The sequence below is a fragment of the Corynebacterium crudilactis genome (genome assembly GCF_001643015.1).
GTDB lineage: Bacteria > Actinomycetota > Actinomycetes > Mycobacteriales > Mycobacteriaceae > Corynebacterium > Corynebacterium crudilactis.
In genome coordinates this window covers 303,678-320,187 of record NZ_CP015622.1, presented here as the reverse complement: position 1 = coordinate 320,187, position 16,510 = coordinate 303,678, and the positions used below count along the sequence as shown (strand labels likewise).

Sequence of the window (16,510 nt, the reverse complement as noted above, 5' to 3'; positions counted from 1 at the left end):
CGCGAAAATGATTCATCACTAGAATAAGTTCCATGACAGGTTTGCTTGTGGTGATCATCCCACTCTTATTGATGCTTTTTGCATTTGCGATGGAGCGAATCGAGTCTTCCCTTTTGCACTCCGACGCGTCCAATGACACTGATGTAAAGTTAGCGAAGAACGCTGTCAGTGCAGATAGTGACTCACAAGAGCATGAAGTACATGAAGCATCAGCTGCCTAAACCTGAGTTAAATCAAAAGATTTAATCAGAATATACTTAAGCTGCTGGTAATCTGTGAATATTGAAATATTAGTTTTTAGACTGTGACATTTTAGCCAAATGCACTAAGATGGTGACCAATTGCATAGTAGAGTGGTCTTTGCCACATCATTAGACACCTCCCGTTAGGTGTCATCCGGATTTTATCTCAAACCTAACACCACAGGTGTTGCCACTCATCCGGACTCAAACAAGATGTGGCAGATGAAGGAGAAAAGCAGTGGAAGGTGTACAGGAAATCCTGTCGCGCGCCGGAATTTTTCAAGGCGTTGACCCAACAGCGGTAAACAACCTTATCCAAGACATGGAGACTGTTCGTTTTCCTCGCGGCGCAACCATTTTTGACGAAGGTGAACCAGGCGACCGCCTGTACATCATCACCTCTGGCAAGGTGAAGCTTGCACGCCACGCACCAGACGGTCGCGAAAACCTGCTGACCATCATGGGTCCTTCCGATATGTTCGGTGAGCTCTCCATCTTCGATCCAGGCCCACGTACTTCCTCTGCAGTGTGTGTCACCGAAGTTCACGCAGCAACCATGAACTCTGACATGCTGCGCAACTGGGTTGCTGATCACCCAGCAATCGCTGAGCAGCTGCTGCGCGTTTTGGCTCGTCGCCTACGCCGCACCAACGCTTCTCTCGCTGACCTCATCTTCACCGATGTTCCAGGCCGCGTTGCTAAGACCCTTCTGCAGCTGGCTAACCGCTTCGGCACCCAAGAAGCAGGCGCTCTTCGCGTCAACCACGACCTCACCCAGGAAGAAATCGCTCAGCTCGTTGGCGCTTCCCGTGAGACCGTGAACAAGGCTCTGGCTACCTTCGCACACCGTGGCTGGATCCGCCTCGAGGGCAAGTCTGTCCTCATCGTGGACACCGAGCACTTGGCACGTCGCGCACGTTAAGCTTTCTCACTTAAGCACAAACGAAAAGCACCTCATCAGTTCAGACTGATGAGGTGCTTTCTTATGTTGTTTAGGTTTTAGTTTGTAGCGGAAGCTTCCTGAGCCTGCAGGTAACGAATCGCCACGTGAGTAGACTGCTCAGCAGCACCACGCAGAACTGGATCGACGTCATCATAAATCGCGTCAATCAGATCCTTCATAGATACGTCACGGCCTTTAACCTCCCAGATCTCACGGATCTGGTTCAGGCGCAACTCACGACGCTCAATGTACTTGCGAGCAAATGATGCGACATCTTCGCCATCTGGACCATGCCCAGGAAGCAACGGAATATCTTTACCGCGCTCCTCAAGGATCGCCAGGGAATTCAGGTACTCGCCCAAATCACCATCAGTCTCAGAGATCATCGTGGTGTGACGACCAGCGATGGTATCGCCAGAAATGATGCCTTCAAGAGTGGACTCATGTGGCACCCCACTCCAGATGAAATAAGACACAGAATCACGAGTATGGCCAGGTGTTGCCACAACCTCGATCTGTGGGGTGACACCGTCAATCGTGATAATTTCACCATCCTGGACCGCTCCTGCGCCTGCGCAGTAAGTAGGATCCATCGCACGCACTGGTGCGCTAGTCAGCTGACGAAAGCGCTGTGCGCCATCAGCATGATCATAGTGACGGTGGGTCAAAAGAATCAGACCCACCTCCTCTGCCTTGGCATTCAAGACATTAAGGTGGCCCTCATCTTCAGGGCCTGGATCGATGACGATACTCCGAGGGTCTTCTGCTGCTCGGATAACCCAAGAATTAGTGCCTTCCAACGAGCTGTAACCAGGATTAGGACACAAAACAACAGAAGCGGATGAGGTAACCGGCCGCAATTGGCTGTAAGCAGGATGCTCCATGGGCACAAGCTTAGTCACATTAAGTCGATTCGTAGAACTGGGGAGAAAAGTAGCTGCGCATCCCCTCATTTAAGGGGATGCGCCGGATGGGTTTGAACGTCGAAAAGCGTAATTTTTAAGCGTAGAAGCGAGTGAGGAAGGTGGCGACAACCGCCGGACGCTCCTGACCTTCGATCTCAATGGTGCCATCGGCAACCAAATGCAAACCGTTGCCCTTTACCTCAGTGATCTCCCGAACCACAGCGCCCATGCGAATGCGAGAACCCACCTTGACTGGGGAGGTAAAACGCACCTTATCCAGGCCATAATTCACCTTTGTAGAAACGCCAGTAACATCCAGCAGCTCACCCCAGAATGGGATAATCATGGACAAAGTAAGGAAACCATGAGCGATAGGAGCACCAAACGGGCCGTCCTTAGCGCGCTCAGGATCGGTGTGAATCCACTGCTGATCATCAGTGGCATCCGCGAAGGTGTTCACCATCTCCTGAGTAACCGTACGCCACTCGGAAAAGCCGAGATCCTGGCCGGTGAGGTTCGGCGCATCTTCGAAAGAAACAATGGTGTTTGGGGTAGTTGCAGTAGTCATGATCTTCCTCCTTGGAAGTGTTTTTAAAGGTTTTGGGGATTAGACGAAGGCGCTAACGCCAGTGATGGCGCGACCTACGATGAGTGCATTGATCTCGTGAGTGCCCTCATATGAATAGACAGCTTCTGCATCGGCGTGGAATCTGGCCACATCATTGTCCAAAATAATTCCGTTGCCACCGCAGATCTCACGTGCCCAACCAACGGTTTCCCGAAGTTTGAGCGAAGTAAACATCTTGGCCAGAGCCGAGTTTTCCTCTTTGAAAATTCCCGCTTGCTGCTGTTCAGTAAGCCTGACCATCATGCCCAGTGATGCCGTGAGGTTACCGAGCATCAAAGCTAGCTTCTCCTGGATCAACTGGAAGCCCGCGATTGGGCGACCAAACTGCTCCCTGCTGCGCACATACTTCACAGCTGCTTCATATGCACCAGCCTGAGCGCCAACTGCCATCCATGCCACATCAGAGCGCATGCGGCGCAAACATTCTGAAACATCTTTGAAAGAATTGATATTTTGCAGACGAGCATCTTCACTAACCCGCACATTGTCATAAGAAATATGCGCGTTTTGCATGATGCGCAGTGAAGCCTTGCGCTCAATAATTGTCATTGATACGCCTTGTGCTTGAGGGGAGACAAGGAAACACTTCACCTGGCCATCCGCAGTATCACGAGCAAAAGTTGCAATAAGATCCGCAGTAGATGCACCACCGATCCACCGCTTTTCACCCGAGATGCTCCACTCGCCGGTGGACTCATCTTTGGTTGCAGTTGTAGATAAACCACCTGCAATATCAGAGCCATGCTCAGGTTCCGTCAGAGCAAAAACGCCCTTCACTTCGCCTGATTTAATCTGCGCATCTAATTTCTCAGCTTGCTCTGCAGAACCACCAATCACACACGCAGTCCGAAAAAGTCCCGCAGAAGCGTTGTAATAAGTACCCACATTGATATCACAGCGAGCAAGCTCAAAATTGCGGAATCCAGTGAAAATATCTCGCACCGACTCCCCCGCTTCCCTCAAAGCAGGTGGATCAAGCAACTGCAGATCTTGCAACGGCTGCACGATCTCTTCAGGGAAAACTGCCTTGTCCCACGCCTCATTGAGATGTGGTTTGACCTCTTCATCGAGCACCTTGCGGGCCTCGTGCAGTACAGTGCGCTCTGCTGTTGTCAGCACTTCGGCAAAACCAAAAAGATCAGAAGGAATCACCTCACCTTGGATTGGATCACGCATACTGATCTTCCTTCGCATCAGCCTGCTTAGACACTGCACCCAGCCCTAAAACCTTGACTGCATTATCTTTCAAAATTCCTGGACGAACTTCATCCTTAAGCGGCAGCTCAGCAAAAGCACTCAACCACTTTTCTGGAGTGATCAGTGGGAAATCAGTTCCAAAAAGCACCTTCTTAGACAACACATTATTTGATTGCTTAACCAAAGATTCTGGGAAATACTTTGGTGACCAACCGGAAAGATCAATATAAACATTGGATTTGTGCGTCGCAATTGAGTTAGCCTCATCCTGCCACGGCACTGAAGGGTGCGCCATGATGATGGTCAGTTTCGGGAAATCAGCCGCAACATCATCCAGCAAAAGTGGATTGGAATAACGCAGCTTAATTCCACGTCCACCGGGCAAACCAGCACCCATCCCGTTTTGGCCCGTGTGGAAAATACAAGGCAGGCCAAAGCTTTCAAGCAATTCCCACAGTGGATAGAACTCTTCGGAAGAGGGATCAAAGCCCTGAACTGAAGGGTGGAATTTGAATCCACACACACCCAAATCTTCGACCTGGCGGCGTGCTTCTACTAATGCATCCTCACCCATGCGAGGATCTACACTGCCAAATGGAATTAAGACATCGTTGTTACGAGCACAATTGGCGACCAGATCATCGATCGAATTGGGTAGATGCCCCATCTGAGTGCGCGCATCAACGGTGAACACAATGGCAGCCATTTTGTGTGCACGATAAATATCGGCAATCGTATCGGCCGAAGGGGTTCGTTCTGCAGCCTTAAAATACTTCGATGAAGCTTCCATAATGTCAGCCGGCATCGATTCATGCCCGCAACTGTCTACTTCAAGGTGTACATGCATATCCACTGCGACAATTTGATCAACATCAACCGCGCACTCATACTTCACAACTTGATCGCTCATGACTTCTCCTTCAATATCCTTGAGTTGCGTTAAGCCTTAACAGGAACCTGTGGCTGTAGTTCTTCCGGTAGCGCAGGGAACACAACACCTACGGACTGCAAGTTATCTTCAATGATGTTCTTGCCATGGGCTTGGAGAGCCTCATAGGTCCAACCGCCCTGGTTGAATTCAGTTACCGCTGGTTCAGGGTGCGCCCAGACCTGCATGCGGTCGCCACCAGCGCCGATTGCCTGGCCAGAGATATTTTCAGCCTCATCAGAAGACAGGAATGCAACCAGACCTGCAACATCCTGTGGAGTTCCAAAGCCCAAGGTTTCACGGAAGAACGGTGGCATAGCCTCCCCACGCTCATCCGCTTCCACAGCCTTTTGGAAATATGGAATGGTCTTCGTCATGTCAGTGGCAGCTTCAGGGATGATGGCGTTAATGGTGACTCCAGCACGCTTCATCTCGAGTGCCCAGGTGCGCACCATGCCTACGATGCCAGCCTTCGCTGCTGCGTAATTGGACTGTCCGAAGTTGCCGCGCTGACCGGTTGGGGAACCGATGGTAACGATGCGTCCTGCGATACCGTTTTCCTTGAAGTATCCGAATGCGGAGCGCACACAAGTAAAGGTTCCCTTGAGGTGTACGTTGATCACGGCATCAAAATCCTCATCAGTCATCTTGAGCAATGACTTATCACGGAGAATACCTGCGTTGGTAACAAGAATGTCTAGACGACCAAACTTTTCCACCGCTTCCTGAACGAGCAAGTTGGCACTTTCAGAGGAACCAACTGGAGCGATAACAGCAGCAGCTTGTCCGCCGGCATCTACGATTGCCGCAACAGTTTCATCGGCAGCGCCCTGGTTAACATCATTGACGATTACGGCTGCACCCTGACGTGCAAGTTCCTGTGCGAAGGAACGACCAAGTCCTGCGCCGGATCCAGTAACGATGGCAACTTTTCCATTGAGAGACATATCAAACTCCTTTTAAGCTTTGTGAGTCCAGACACTTCATCTGGCTGTGATTCCAATAAAAACTCATAACATTGAAAATGTCAACTATTAATTTTAAAAACTTAAATCGTTCGCTTGACGCACACAATAGATGCATGTTGAAATGATTGAAGATCGAAACTATTTCTCAGCTATCCCACATGGAGCCACAATGACCACCACCAGCCCCTCAGCCACTGAAATTATTGGCGGACCAGAACGATTCCTTAAGGCCGACTTGTCTCAGCAAATTCAATTCCTCGCCGCCCGCGCCAGAGCCAAAGGAACAGCAAAAGGAAATGCGGCACTCGAGGACCTAAACCTCAAAGTTCGCCAATACTCCGCCCTATCAATTGCCGCCAGCGGACTAAAACCCACACAGCGAGAATTAGGCGTCTTCCTGGACTTAGACCCAAGTCAGATCGTTGCACTGATCGATTTCCTCGAGGATCGAGGGCTAGTTACTAGAGAAGCGGACCCCCGAGATCGACGGTCCAAAATTATCGTTGCCACCACATCCGGACTAGAAATCCACAAAGACGCCACACAACGCCTCCTTAAGGCGGAAAGTGATTCTCTTAAAAATCTCTCTTCCGCAGAACGCGAACTACTGAGGGAGCTTTTACTAAAAATCGCTTTCTAAAAATCTCCATGCCCATAAAGGGGCGCTGCCACATCAGTGGCAGTGCCCCTTTATGCATTTCCCTCTCAAAAAAATTGTTTTACGGGGGCAAAATCCCTCCGATTGCCGCAAAAGTAAAGGTCAAGAACATTAATGCCACCCCCGAAGCATTAAAAAGAGATGAATTTTTCTATAGAACGTTTTTAAAATGATTGACTTTTTAAACCTTTATGCATTTAATGTCTTCAAACGTGACTAACAACACAAAGGGGAATGAAAGTGAATCTCGGTATAGGAACCTACCCACGTCGACGCGCTGTAGTTCGTCCAGAATCAATTGCTATTGAGTTCGAAGGCACCAGCATCACCTATGGACAATTCAGCAAACGAGTTAACCGCCTCGCCCATGCTCTCTTAGGTCTCGGTGTTAAACACCAGGACAGAGTCGCCTACGTGGGCTTTAACCACCCAGCTTTGCTTGAAGTATTCTTTGCAGCCAACCTCATTGGTGCTATTCCAGTGTTGGTCAATCCTCGTCTTTCCGCAGGAGAAATTGATTACATCATCGAGGACAGCGGCGCGAGCGTAATTTTTTACGGCGTTGATCTCATTCAGGAAGCTGAATACCTCCAAGAGCTACATCCTGAAATCACCATGGTGGCAGTGGAAGGCGATGAAGGACCAGGGCTGCGTCGAGAAGCACTTAAAGAAGCTTCAAGCGACCTTGATATTGAACTGTCTGTCAGTGATGACGATATCGCATTGCTCATGTACACCTCTGGCACCACCGGCCGCCCAAAGGGCGCCATGCTCTCCCACCGCAATCTGTATTTCAATTATTTCAACGCCCTACTCGGCCAAGAAATCGAACAAGGCGCAGTACTACTTTCTGTGGCACCGCTCTTCCACATCGCTGGCCTCAACATGACCACCATCCCAGTGATCATGAAGGGTGGAAAAGTAATTATTCACCGCGAATTCCGCCCTGCACAGGTACTAGATGAAATTGAACAATCTAAAGTAAGCGAATCTTTCATGGTGCCGGCCATGGTTGACATGCTCTCCAACGATCCATCCTTTGCAGATCGAGACCTTTCTTCCTTCCGCGCCATCATGGTTGGTGGATCACCAGTGAGCGAACGCGTACTGCGCATCTGGCAGGCACGCGGAGTAAAAATCGTGCAGGGATTCGGCATGACAGAAACTGCTCCTGGCGCTTGCCTCCTCGAAGCTGCAGATGCCAATACTCACCTGGGAACTGCAGGTCGTGCGCATTTTTTCACCGATATCAAACTGGTAGATCCAAAGACTGGCGAAGAAGTCCCCACCGGAACTGCCGGCGAAGTACTCATCCGCGGACCACACGTCATGGCTGGATATTGGAACCGCCCTGAAGACACTGCCTCTGCACTTAAAGATGGCTGGTACCACTCCGGAGACATCGCGATCAAAGATGAAAATGGCTACTACACCATCAAGGATCGCATCAAGGATATGTATATCTCTGGCGGAGAAAATATCTATCCAGCAGAAGTCGAGCAGGGCCTCCAAGAACTGGAATCCGTCCTCGATGCTGCAGTGATCGGAGTCCCCGATGAACGCTGGGGAGAAACAGGCATCGCATTTGTGTCGCTCCGCAATAGCTTCCTCGAAAACGCACCAACTGGCCCAGAACTAAGAGCAGAACTTGGCAATGTACTGGCTCGCTACAAACTTCCTCGAGAAATACACATCATCGACCAGCTGCCACGCAATGCCACAGGAAAAATTCAAAAAAATATCCTGCGCGATTCCATCATCCCTATTTCTTAAACAACCATGCTTTTTGAGTAATTGGAGATCACCATGACTATATCCACGACGGCCTCACCGTCCGCAGCTCTGCAAAATTTAAGCCCTGAAGAGCGCAAAAAAGAATCCCGCCGCGCGATTCTATCCAGCTATTTTGGCTCCACAATCGAGTTCTATGACTTCCTTCTCTACGCTGCAGCCTCAGCAACAGTCTTCCCAGCAGTGTTTTTCACCAATTTGGATCCCCTTGCAGGCACAATCGCAGCCTATGGCACATTTGCAGCTGGCTACCTTGCTCGACCACTAGGCGGAGCAATCTTCGGTCACTATGGAGACCGCCTTGGACGCAAGAAAATGCTTGTGCTCTCCATGCTCATCATGGGCATTGCTTCCACCTTTATTGGACTTGTTCCAAGTGCCGCAATGATTGGCAGCATGGGTGCCGTTATCCTTATTCTCCTCCGCATCTGCCAAGGCATCGCTGTCGGTGGCGAATGGGGTGGAGCTGCACTGATGGCATTGGAACACTCCGACTCTAAGAAGCGTGGATTTGCAGCATCCTTCACCAATGCAGGCGCACCAACCGGCGCAGCACTTGGAACTTTCGCGCTCGGCACCGCATCTGCAGTTCTTACTCAGGAACAATTCCTCTCCTGGGGTTGGCGTATTCCGTTCCTCATGTCCTTCGTGCTTCTCATCGTCGGACTGATCATTCGCGCAAAAGTCAGTGAATCACCAGTGTTCACCGCAGCCGTCGAAGCTGAAAAAGCCGCACCCACTGAAAAGAAAGTTCCTCTCTTCCAGGTACTTCGCCGCCCCAAGGCACTTATCCTCACCATGCTCGGTGGAGCTTCCGGCTTCGGACTACAAGTTTTGCTCTCCACTTTCTCCATCAGCTACGCAACCCAATCCGGTATTGCACGCTCCGATGTCCTCTACGCTTTCGCAGTTGCCTCCGTATTCTCTGTCTTCTTCGTAGTACTCTTCGGCCGAGTTTCTGATCAATTCGGACGCCGCCCCGTAATGATCATTGCGCTTGTGCTTTTCGTCGCCTTCCTCCCAGCTTTCTTCCGGATGCTCACCTCTGACAACTGGTTCATCCTCTTGGCTGCATTCACCATCGCATTGGCACTACACGCCATGCTGTACGGCCCGCTAGCAGCGTTCATCTCCGAACAATTTGGCACCTCTTCTCGGTACACCGGAGCATCCCTTGGCTATCAGCTAGCAACACTCATCGGTGCCGGATTCACCCCTACCATCCTGGCCAGCCTCTATGCCGGTCCTGGTGGCGGATCTTCCGTTACTCCAGTAATTGTCTTCCTGGCGTCCATGTCAGTGGTTTCCATCATCGCAATTACCATCACCAAAGAATCTAAAGATCATGATCTAGCTACTTACGAGCACTAGATAAAACATAAACTGCCGGCTTCGCACATCGTGCGAAGCCGGCAGTTTGCGTCGAAAAGCGAAATTTTTAAGCGATTTCGACGATTACCTCAACCTCAACAGGAGCGTTGAGTGGCAATTCAGCAACGCCGACAGCAGAACGCGCATGTGCGCCAGCCTCGCCGAAAACCTCAGCCATCAAATTGGACGCACCATTGATAACAGCAGGCTGACCAGTGAAACCTTCAGCAGAAGAAACAAATCCCACAATCTTGAGCACGCGGGTGACCTTATCAATACCCACGAGAGCATCAATCGCAGCAAGAGCGTTCAATGCAGCAGCACGAGCCAAAGCTTGCGCATCTTCAGCAGAAACCTCTGCGCCTACCTTGCCAGTCGCAGGAAGAGCACCATCAACGAAAGGCAGCTGGCCAGAAGTCCACACCTGGTTACCAGTCTGGATAGCAGGCACATAAGCTGCAACCGGCGCGGCAACTGTAGGAAGAGTAATACCCAGCTGCTCAAGACGCTCAGAATTAGTAGCCATAATTTTTATGCCACCTCGCGCTTCATATAAGCAACAAGATTTTCAGGGTTCATGCCAGGCATAACTGTTACTAGTTCCCAGCCATCTTCTCCCCAAGTATCAAGGATCTGCTTAGTAGCATGCGTAATTAGTGGCACAGTTGCGTATTCCCATTTAGTCATGGGAATCATCCTACCGGGGAACCTAGCTGTGAGGTGCTGACAGGATTCACTAGCGCAGAGTCTCTGGCGGGACCCCCTGCTGACACGCTTCTAGACGAAGCCTTCCCGCAATCTCCCATAAGCTTCCTGCAAAGCAAAAAGACCAGCCATCTAAATAGCCAGCCTTCCATAACTTAAGCTCTGAGCTTAAAACTCCGAATTTGCCCGGTTTTTAGACTCCAATGATCTCGCCGCCCTGGGCTAAATATTCAGCCCAATTGGTGACATGAGGATTCTTGCGAAGAAGTGCACGGCGCTGACGTTCGGTCAGACCACCCCAAACACCAAACTCCACTTTGTTGTCTAGTGCGTCTGCACAGCACTGGATTGCCACTGGGCAGTGACGGCAGATTGCGGCAGCTCTACGCTGTGCTGCACCACGAACGAACAACGCATCTGGATCGCCGTTGCGGCACTTTGCCTGAGTAACCCATTCGCCGCGCTCTGCATGGTCAGAGGAAGCAGGCGTTGCGCTGTCCCTATAGAAAGGGTTGTTGCGCTGCTCTGGAATCACAGACGTCATGACAATCTCCTTAGAATGCGCTACATATGCACGACCTAATACTTAATACACTCGTAAGTGTAGTCACACAGCTAAATCACTGTCGAATGCATCACACCTTCGGGGGCAATACCTAAGTCGCCACACTGCTAATTCTGCAATGGGAGAGCTTTACAACCCCGCCCCCACCTCCCACAACAGCACTTATCCCATCCCTATTCATAGACCTCTGATTTATCTTTAACTACCGCAAAATTCCATAGAATTGCTTTCCCACCTCGAAAAGTAGCCCAGAAGTAATCTACACATCTGCAAAGAATGGCTACCATTATTGCGATCTCGGGTTCACGATTCACTGCGTTATCGCTAGGCTGTTGGAGTGTCCACCACCAATTCTTTGATGAAACTCGTTGCATCAACCGTCGCTGCTGGCCTTCTTGGCGCAATCGCACTGGTTCCGATCGCTGGCCTATCTGGCGCTGCGGTTGCCCAAACCAATGAAACGATGCAGACCAACCTTTCGGACCTAACGGATGGTCGCGGGCCTGGTGTCACGACGATTACGGATTCCACAGACCAGCCGATTGCATACATTTATGCGCAACGGCGTTTCGAGGTCGGTGGGGATCAGATTTCGACATCAATGAAAGATGCGATCGTCTCCATTGAGGATCGTCGCTTCTATGAACACGATGGTGTGGATCTGCAGGGCTTCGGCCGCGCAATGCTGACCAACCTCGTTGCTGGTGGTGTTGAACAGGGTGCGTCCACAATCAATCAGCAGTACGTGAAGAACTTCCTGCTGTTGGTGGAAGCTACTGATGAAGCAGAGCAAGCTGCAGCTGTGGAAACTTCGATTCCCCGCAAGCTCCGCGAAATGAAGATGGCATCGGATCTGGAAACCACCCTTTCCAAAGATGAAATCCTCACTCGTTATCTCAACATCGTGCCGTTTGGCAATGGTGCTTATGGCATCGAGGCCGCAGCTCGCACTTACTTTGATATTTCAGCGGCAGAACTAAGCGTTCCACAGTCTGCAATGCTAGCCGGAATTGTGCAGTCTTCGTCTTATCTCAATCCATACACCAACCACGACGGTGTATTTGAACGCAGAAATACCGTGCTTGGCGCGATGGCCGATACCGGAGCAATCACCGCGGAAGAAGCCGCTGCATTCCAACAGGAACCATTGGGAGTTCTAGAAACCCCTCGAGGCTTGTCCAATGGTTGTATCGGTGCCGGCGATCGTGGTTTCTTCTGCGACTACGCCCTGCAATACCTCTCTGAACAAGGTATTACCCAGGACATGTTGTCCAAAGATTCCTACACCATCAAGCTGACTTTGGACCCTACCGTTCAAGATGCAGCACACGCTGCGGTATCTTCCCACGTTGATCCCACCGCCCCTGGTGTGGCTGAGGTTGTCAATGTTATTAAACCTGGTGAAAACTCCCGCGATATCCTCGCCATCTCATCATCTCGAAACTACGGACTTGATCTTGATGCCGGCGAAACGATGCTGCCTCAGGCCACTTCCCGAGTGGGTAACGGCGCAGGTTCTATTTTCAAGATCTTTACCGCTGCTGCAGCCATCCAAAAGGGTGCAGGCCTAGACACCATGCTGGATGTTCCAGCCCGCTATGAAGTCAAGGGCATGGGCACTGGTGGTGCATCAAATTGCCCAGCAAACACCTACTGTGTGGAAAATGCTGGCTCTTATGCACCCCGCATGACCTTGCAGGATGCCCTTGCACAATCCCCAAACACCACCTTCATTCAGATGATTGAACAAGTTGGCGTGGATACCGTGGTGGATCTTTCCGTGAAGTTGGGTCTCCGCAGCTACACCGATGAAGGCTCTTTCGATGGTGAGAGCTCTATTGCGGATTATATGAAAGACCACAACTTGGGCTCTTATACTTTGGGACCTACCTCCGTAAATCCTCTTGAGCTCTCCAATGTTGCAGCCACTATTGCCTCTGGCGGCATGTGGTGCGAACCAAATCCAATCATCAGCGTCCATGATCGCGGTGGTAATGAAGTCTATATCGATCGCCCTACGTGCGAACGTGCAGTCGAGCGCAAAACCGCCGAAGCATTAGCGGTTGGCATGAGCAAGGATATCGTCAGCGGAACAGCCTCCGGAGCAGCAAATATGTACGGCTGGGGACTTCCTACTGCCGCAAAAACTGGTACTACTGAATCCAACCAGTCTTCATCATTCATGGGCTTCAACGACAAATTTGCAGCTGTGCCTTATATCTACAATGACGGCACCTCCACCACACCACTGTGCAGCGGACCAGTGCGCCAGTGTGGCAGCGGCAACCTATTCGGCGGCAATGAGCCAGCTCAAACCTGGTTCCACATGGCAAACAACGTTGGCGCGGCAGCCCAAGGCTCCTTGCCGAACAGCACTGATTCCTTCCGTCTCGGAACTTCAGGCGAGCTCCTCAACAAGGTGATCGGCCAGGGCGAAGCAGCCGCCCGCCGACTCATTGAGTCCGAAGGCTACAAGGTCACCACACGCACCATCACCGGGTCCGGCAGGCCCCGCGGCACCGTTGTCAGTGCAATGCCCGAGGGCGCTGTGCTTATCGACGGCTCGACCGTGGTTCTTAATATCTCCGACGGCTCAAGCCCTGCTCCTGCAGCCCCAACAAACGAAGATAACTCCGATAGAGACACGCCTACGCCACCACCAGCAGGTGGACGTGGAACAACTATTGAAGACGCCATCAACGACGCCATCAACCAGTTCTTCCGATAATCTCTTAAGCGCTTAAACGGCTCTTCACTGCAGTGGAGAGTCGTTTTCCATCTACACGTCCAGCAGCCTTAGCAGTAGCTGCCTTCATGATCTGGCCCATCTTCTTCATGTCTGCTTCGCCACCGACTTCAGCGATTGCCTCATCGATCAAAGCATTCAGCTGATCATCATCAAGCTGCTCAGGCTGGTAGTTTTCCAAAATGGCAGCTTCCTTCAGCTCCACATCAGCCAATTCCTGACGACCATTTTCGGTGTACACCTCAGCAGACTCACGACGCTTTTTAATCTCACGTGCGATTACTTTCAATACTTCATCATCATTCAGCTCATGCTTAGCACCAGTGGTCTCTTCCTGCGTCAATGCAGAAAGCAGCATGCGCAAGGTACCAGTGGTTTCCTTGTCACGAGCCTTCATTGAAGTGGTCAGATCTGCCCTTAATTTATCTTTTAGTTCACTCATGTTTGCCCAGGGTACTCCCCAGGTAGTGTGAATAAGGTGTCAACTATCGCTAAAACACTCACTTTTTCAGCTGCCGCACTATTCGGAACTGGTATCGCCACGGCGGTATGGGGATACTCCGAACTCAAAAAATTCGAGCTCAAAACGGTAGAACTACCAATTCTGGAGCCCGGAACGCTTCGCGGAAAGAAGGAATTCCGCCTTCTTCATATTTCAGATCTCCACATGATTCCAGGTCAAGAGACTAAAAAAGCATGGGTTTCCGCGCTTGATTCGCTAAACCCTGATTTAGTCATCAACACCGGCGACAACCTTAGCGATGAAAAAGCCGTACCCGATGTCCTCCGAGCACTCGGCCCACTAATGAAACGTCCCGGCGCGTTTGTCTTCGGCACTAATGATTATTGGGCACCTCGGCCGGTAAATCCTTTCGGGTATCTCCTAGGAAAAAAGCGCGAAGTTAGCCACATTGATCTCCCGTGGCGTTCCATGCGCGCTGCATTTATTGAGCACGGCTGGCAAGACGCCAACCAAAAACGGCTTGAATTCCAGGTAGGCTCAGTTCGCCTTGCTATCTCTGGCGTTGACGATCCCCATCACAACCTCGATGATTACGCTGAAATCGCTGGCTCGCCCAATGTCGATGCAGATCTTGCTATCGCGTTACTTCATGCGCCAGAGCCTCGCGTACTCGAAAAATTTGAGGCAGATGGATACCAGCTCTCACTTTCTGGGCACACCCATGGTGGTCAGCTCTGCCTCCCCGGCAGCCGTCCAATCGTGACCAACTGTGGCATCGATAGAAAGCGCGCTCGAGGCCTAAACAAATTTGGAGATATGTGGATGCATGTCTCCAACGGTCTTGGAAATTCCAAGTTCGTGCCATTCCGCCTCTTCTGCCGCCCCAGCGCCACTCTAATTAAGATCACTGAGCAGCCATTTTGACCTTCGTGCAACTCCGGACTACAGTAAACTCTCGTACTGATTCCGACTAGTTGGAAACATTACTTCGGGGCGTGGCGCAGCTTGGTAGCGCACCTGCTTTGGGAGCAGGGGGTCGCAGGTTCGAATCCTGTCGCCCCGACAAGTTTAATCCCTCTATTAGTTAAACTAATAGAGGGATTTTTTGTTGTTCAAGGGTGAGTTTAGGGGTTTAGGGAAACCCTAGATTGTGGCTTTAGCCGCTCGTTGTTTCTCCCACATCCGGTTGAGCCACTGCAGGAAGAAACCAAAGACAATTCCCAGGGTCGCACCAACCACAAGTCCAATCAGAGGCTGATCTTGGAAAAGCCATCCGCCCAGATACCCCAACAAGGTGGCCTGTGTAGCCCAGATAAGGGCTCCGATTGAGTCCCACAAGATAAAACGCGACCAGGGATACCCCACAGATCCCAGGATCAAGGTGACAAACCATCTCGCCCACGGAATGAAACGGGCAATGATGATGGTGGAGACATCTCTTTCATTCAAATTTTTCCGTGCCCACTCTAAAGCTTGTCCTCGTTTAGAGTTGCCAGGAATCCGGTTCACAATGTTGATAAACCTGGTTCCAAAGAAATAGCACAAATTATCCCCAACAATGGCGGCACCCGTAGCCACCACAATGATCAAAAAGAGATTGGGTGTTCCCCGGGCACCTGACCAGGCACCAGCCAATGCAAGAATCGTTTCGCTGGGTATTAATGGAAAAATGCAGTCAATGATGACAGCTAGCGATAACACTGGATAAAACACAGAGGCCGCCATGAGTGTTTCCACCCAGGTCACCAATTGATCAGTCAAAGAGGTTCCTTTATTAAAAGTCTTCGGCAATCACACACAAACAATGCACGAGATGCTTCATAAAGAGCCGATAATAATCATCATTCCTGGCAATTCTTGGTATTTACCTGGTTAATTCTCCCAACTTTATACTTCTCATTTTCATTTCATGTTGATACTCAACAATGGAAGGAAGAATAGTTGTTTGAAGGAGAACTCCCAATGAAGACACTGCCCCGGTTTGCTCCGCTGATCACCATTTTGGCATTGCTTGTTCTTGTAGCAATTGGTGGCTCAGCGCTAGCCAACAACAGGTCTACCCCTCAGGTAGAAAGTGAACCTGCCACAATCAGCCAGCATCCCGCTACTTCTACTGCACGCTCTGAAACACAAACCACTGAACCTAATGCTGACTCACAGCCTGGTCAGGACTCGGCTCGAGATGATGGTCACGCCCCTCATCCAGCCCCGGCACCCGTGCAGGCATCCGTGCCCGCCCAGGCACCCGCTCCTGCCCCAGCGCCTACTCCTGCATATGTTCCACCTGCTCCAGCTCCTCAAGTTCCGCTCAACTATCAGTATTATGACGATGATTGGGATGATGATGATTATGACGACTGGGACGACGATGATTGGGATGATGACGGGGACAATGACTAA

General features: G+C 50.8%; 18 protein-coding genes and 1 tRNA gene. 9 read left to right on the top strand and 10 right to left on the bottom strand.

Annotation, left to right across the window (positions count from 1 at the left end; translation table 11 throughout):
• Positions 1 to 32: 32 nt before the first annotated feature.
• On the top strand, positions 33 to 221 hold the full coding sequence (locus ccrud_RS01505; RefSeq protein WP_066563891.1) for a hypothetical protein: 189 nt from the start codon (positions 33 to 35) through the stop codon (positions 219 to 221).
• Positions 222 to 480: 259 nt separating this feature from the next.
• A complete protein-coding gene (glxR, locus tag ccrud_RS01500; protein ID WP_003855810.1) occupies positions 481 to 1,164 on the top strand; it encodes a CRP-like cAMP-activated global transcriptional regulator GlxR in 684 nt (227 codons plus the stop codon).
• Positions 1,165 to 1,241: 77 nt separating this feature from the next.
• Here the strand turns inward: glxR and ccrud_RS01495 are convergent, their stop codons facing one another.
• From ccrud_RS01495 to ccrud_RS01475, 5 genes are all read right to left on the bottom strand, one after another.
• Positions 1,242 to 2,069, bottom strand: a complete 828-nt coding sequence (locus ccrud_RS01495) for an MBL fold metallo-hydrolase (RefSeq protein WP_066563888.1) — start codon at positions 2,067 to 2,069, stop codon at positions 1,242 to 1,244.
• Between the two features lie 115 nt (positions 2,070 to 2,184).
• Positions 2,185 to 2,658, bottom strand: coding sequence for a MaoC family dehydratase (locus ccrud_RS01490; RefSeq protein ID WP_066563885.1), 474 nt, complete (start codon positions 2,656 to 2,658; stop codon positions 2,185 to 2,187).
• 39 nt (positions 2,659 to 2,697) lie between these two features.
• Complete coding sequence (locus ccrud_RS01485; RefSeq protein ID WP_066563878.1) at positions 2,698 to 3,894, bottom strand: acyl-CoA dehydrogenase family protein; 1,197 nt, start codon at positions 3,892 to 3,894, stop codon at positions 2,698 to 2,700.
• Positions 3,887 to 4,825 carry an amidohydrolase family protein gene (locus ccrud_RS01480; RefSeq protein ID WP_066563874.1) on the bottom strand — a complete coding sequence of 313 codons (939 nt, stop codon included), beginning with the start codon at positions 4,823 to 4,825 and terminating at the stop codon, positions 3,887 to 3,889. The genes ccrud_RS01485 and ccrud_RS01480 overlap by 8 nt, the downstream gene beginning before the upstream one ends.
• A gap of 29 nt (positions 4,826 to 4,854) precedes the next feature.
• The gene (locus ccrud_RS01475) at positions 4,855 to 5,790 is read right to left on the bottom strand and encodes an SDR family NAD(P)-dependent oxidoreductase (RefSeq protein ID WP_066563870.1); all 936 of its coding nucleotides are present in this window, start codon (positions 5,788 to 5,790) and stop codon (positions 4,855 to 4,857) included.
• Positions 5,791 to 5,980: 190 nt separating this feature from the next.
• Between ccrud_RS01475 and ccrud_RS01470 the strand changes: the two genes are divergently transcribed.
• From ccrud_RS01470 to ccrud_RS01460, 3 genes are all read left to right on the top strand, one after another.
• Entirely contained in the window at positions 5,981 to 6,451 is a 471-nt protein-coding gene (locus ccrud_RS01470) for a MarR family transcriptional regulator (protein ID WP_066563868.1), read from the top strand.
• A 252-nt stretch (positions 6,452 to 6,703) separates the two neighbouring features.
• On the top strand, positions 6,704 to 8,242 hold the full coding sequence (locus tag ccrud_RS01465; RefSeq protein WP_066563866.1) for an acyl-CoA synthetase: 1,539 nt from the start codon (positions 6,704 to 6,706) through the stop codon (positions 8,240 to 8,242).
• Between the two features lie 33 nt (positions 8,243 to 8,275).
• Entirely contained in the window at positions 8,276 to 9,631 is a 1,356-nt protein-coding gene (locus ccrud_RS01460) for an MFS transporter (protein WP_066563865.1), read from the top strand.
• A gap of 67 nt (positions 9,632 to 9,698) precedes the next feature.
• On the opposite strand, the gene ccrud_RS01455 is transcribed toward ccrud_RS01460, so the two are convergent.
• From ccrud_RS01455 to whcA, 3 genes are all read right to left on the bottom strand, one after another.
• Positions 9,699 to 10,157: a RidA family protein gene (locus ccrud_RS01455; RefSeq protein WP_066563864.1), complete on the bottom strand. Its 459-nt coding sequence runs from the start codon at positions 10,155 to 10,157 to the stop codon at positions 9,699 to 9,701.
• A 5-nt stretch (positions 10,158 to 10,162) separates the two neighbouring features.
• Positions 10,163 to 10,318, bottom strand: a complete 156-nt coding sequence (gene sp36, locus ccrud_RS15295) for a Sp36 family protein (RefSeq protein ID WP_006770232.1) — start codon at positions 10,316 to 10,318, stop codon at positions 10,163 to 10,165.
• Between the two features lie 211 nt (positions 10,319 to 10,529).
• Positions 10,530 to 10,880 (bottom strand): WhiB family transcriptional regulator WhcA, encoded by a 351-nt coding sequence (whcA, locus tag ccrud_RS01450; RefSeq protein ID WP_066563861.1) that lies wholly within the window; start codon positions 10,878 to 10,880, stop codon positions 10,530 to 10,532.
• A gap of 358 nt (positions 10,881 to 11,238) precedes the next feature.
• Here whcA and ccrud_RS01445 point away from each other — a divergent pair, with 358 nt between their 5' ends.
• Positions 11,239 to 13,629: a transglycosylase domain-containing protein gene (locus tag ccrud_RS01445; RefSeq protein ID WP_066563858.1), complete on the top strand. Its 2,391-nt coding sequence runs from the start codon at positions 11,239 to 11,241 to the stop codon at positions 13,627 to 13,629.
• A gap of 4 nt (positions 13,630 to 13,633) precedes the next feature.
• Here ccrud_RS01445 and ccrud_RS01440 read toward each other — a convergent pair whose 3' ends face one another.
• A complete protein-coding gene (locus tag ccrud_RS01440; protein WP_066563855.1) occupies positions 13,634 to 14,089 on the bottom strand; it encodes a GatB/YqeY domain-containing protein in 456 nt (151 codons plus the stop codon).
• Positions 14,090 to 14,125: 36 nt separating this feature from the next.
• On the opposite strand from ccrud_RS01440, the gene ccrud_RS01435 reads away from it, so the two are divergent.
• Positions 14,126 to 15,034 (top strand): metallophosphoesterase, encoded by a 909-nt coding sequence (locus ccrud_RS01435; protein ID WP_066563852.1) that lies wholly within the window; start codon positions 14,126 to 14,128, stop codon positions 15,032 to 15,034.
• 65 nt (positions 15,035 to 15,099) lie between these two features.
• Positions 15,100 to 15,173 (top strand) — tRNA-Pro (locus ccrud_RS01430).
• 80 nt (positions 15,174 to 15,253) lie between these two features.
• Here the strand turns inward: ccrud_RS01430 and ccrud_RS01425 are convergent.
• Positions 15,254 to 15,871: a DedA family protein gene (locus ccrud_RS01425; protein ID WP_074025353.1), complete on the bottom strand. Its 618-nt coding sequence runs from the start codon at positions 15,869 to 15,871 to the stop codon at positions 15,254 to 15,256.
• A gap of 201 nt (positions 15,872 to 16,072) precedes the next feature.
• Between ccrud_RS01425 and ccrud_RS01420 the strand changes: the two genes are divergently transcribed.
• Positions 16,073 to 16,510 (top strand): hypothetical protein, encoded by a 438-nt coding sequence (locus ccrud_RS01420; RefSeq protein ID WP_066563850.1) that lies wholly within the window; start codon positions 16,073 to 16,075, stop codon positions 16,508 to 16,510.

Excerpts from the sequence above, each read along its gene's own strand:
- ccrud_RS01505 (WP_066563891.1), top strand. The coding sequence starts at position 33 with ATGACAGGTTTGCTTGTGGTGATCATCCCACTCTTATTGATGCTTTTT.
- ccrud_RS01495 (WP_066563888.1), bottom strand. The coding sequence starts at position 2,069 with ATGGAGCATCCTGCTTACAGCCAATTGCGGCCGGTTACCTCATCCGCT.
- ccrud_RS01490 (WP_066563885.1), bottom strand. The coding sequence starts at position 2,658 with ATGACTACTGCAACTACCCCAAACACCATTGTTTCTTTCGAAGATGCG.
- ccrud_RS01485 (WP_066563878.1), bottom strand. The coding sequence starts at position 3,894 with ATGCGTGATCCAATCCAAGGTGAGGTGATTCCTTCTGATCTTTTTGGT.
- ccrud_RS01480 (WP_066563874.1), bottom strand. The coding sequence starts at position 4,825 with ATGAGCGATCAAGTTGTGAAGTATGAGTGCGCGGTTGATGTTGATCAA.
- ccrud_RS01475 (WP_066563870.1), bottom strand. The coding sequence starts at position 5,790 with ATGTCTCTCAATGGAAAAGTTGCCATCGTTACTGGATCCGGCGCAGGA.
- ccrud_RS01470 (WP_066563868.1), top strand. The coding sequence starts at position 5,981 with ATGACCACCACCAGCCCCTCAGCCACTGAAATTATTGGCGGACCAGAA.
- ccrud_RS01465 (WP_066563866.1), top strand. The coding sequence starts at position 6,704 with ATGAAAGTGAATCTCGGTATAGGAACCTACCCACGTCGACGCGCTGTA.
- ccrud_RS01460 (WP_066563865.1), top strand. The coding sequence starts at position 8,276 with ATGACTATATCCACGACGGCCTCACCGTCCGCAGCTCTGCAAAATTTA.
- ccrud_RS01455 (WP_066563864.1), bottom strand. The coding sequence starts at position 10,157 with ATGGCTACTAATTCTGAGCGTCTTGAGCAGCTGGGTATTACTCTTCCT.
- sp36 (WP_006770232.1), bottom strand. The coding sequence starts at position 10,318 with ATGACTAAATGGGAATACGCAACTGTGCCACTAATTACGCATGCTACT.
- whcA (WP_066563861.1), bottom strand. The coding sequence starts at position 10,880 with ATGACGTCTGTGATTCCAGAGCAGCGCAACAACCCTTTCTATAGGGAC.
- ccrud_RS01440 (WP_066563855.1), bottom strand. The coding sequence starts at position 14,089 with ATGAGTGAACTAAAAGATAAATTAAGGGCAGATCTGACCACTTCAATG.
- ccrud_RS01420 (WP_066563850.1), top strand. The coding sequence starts at position 16,073 with ATGAAGACACTGCCCCGGTTTGCTCCGCTGATCACCATTTTGGCATTG.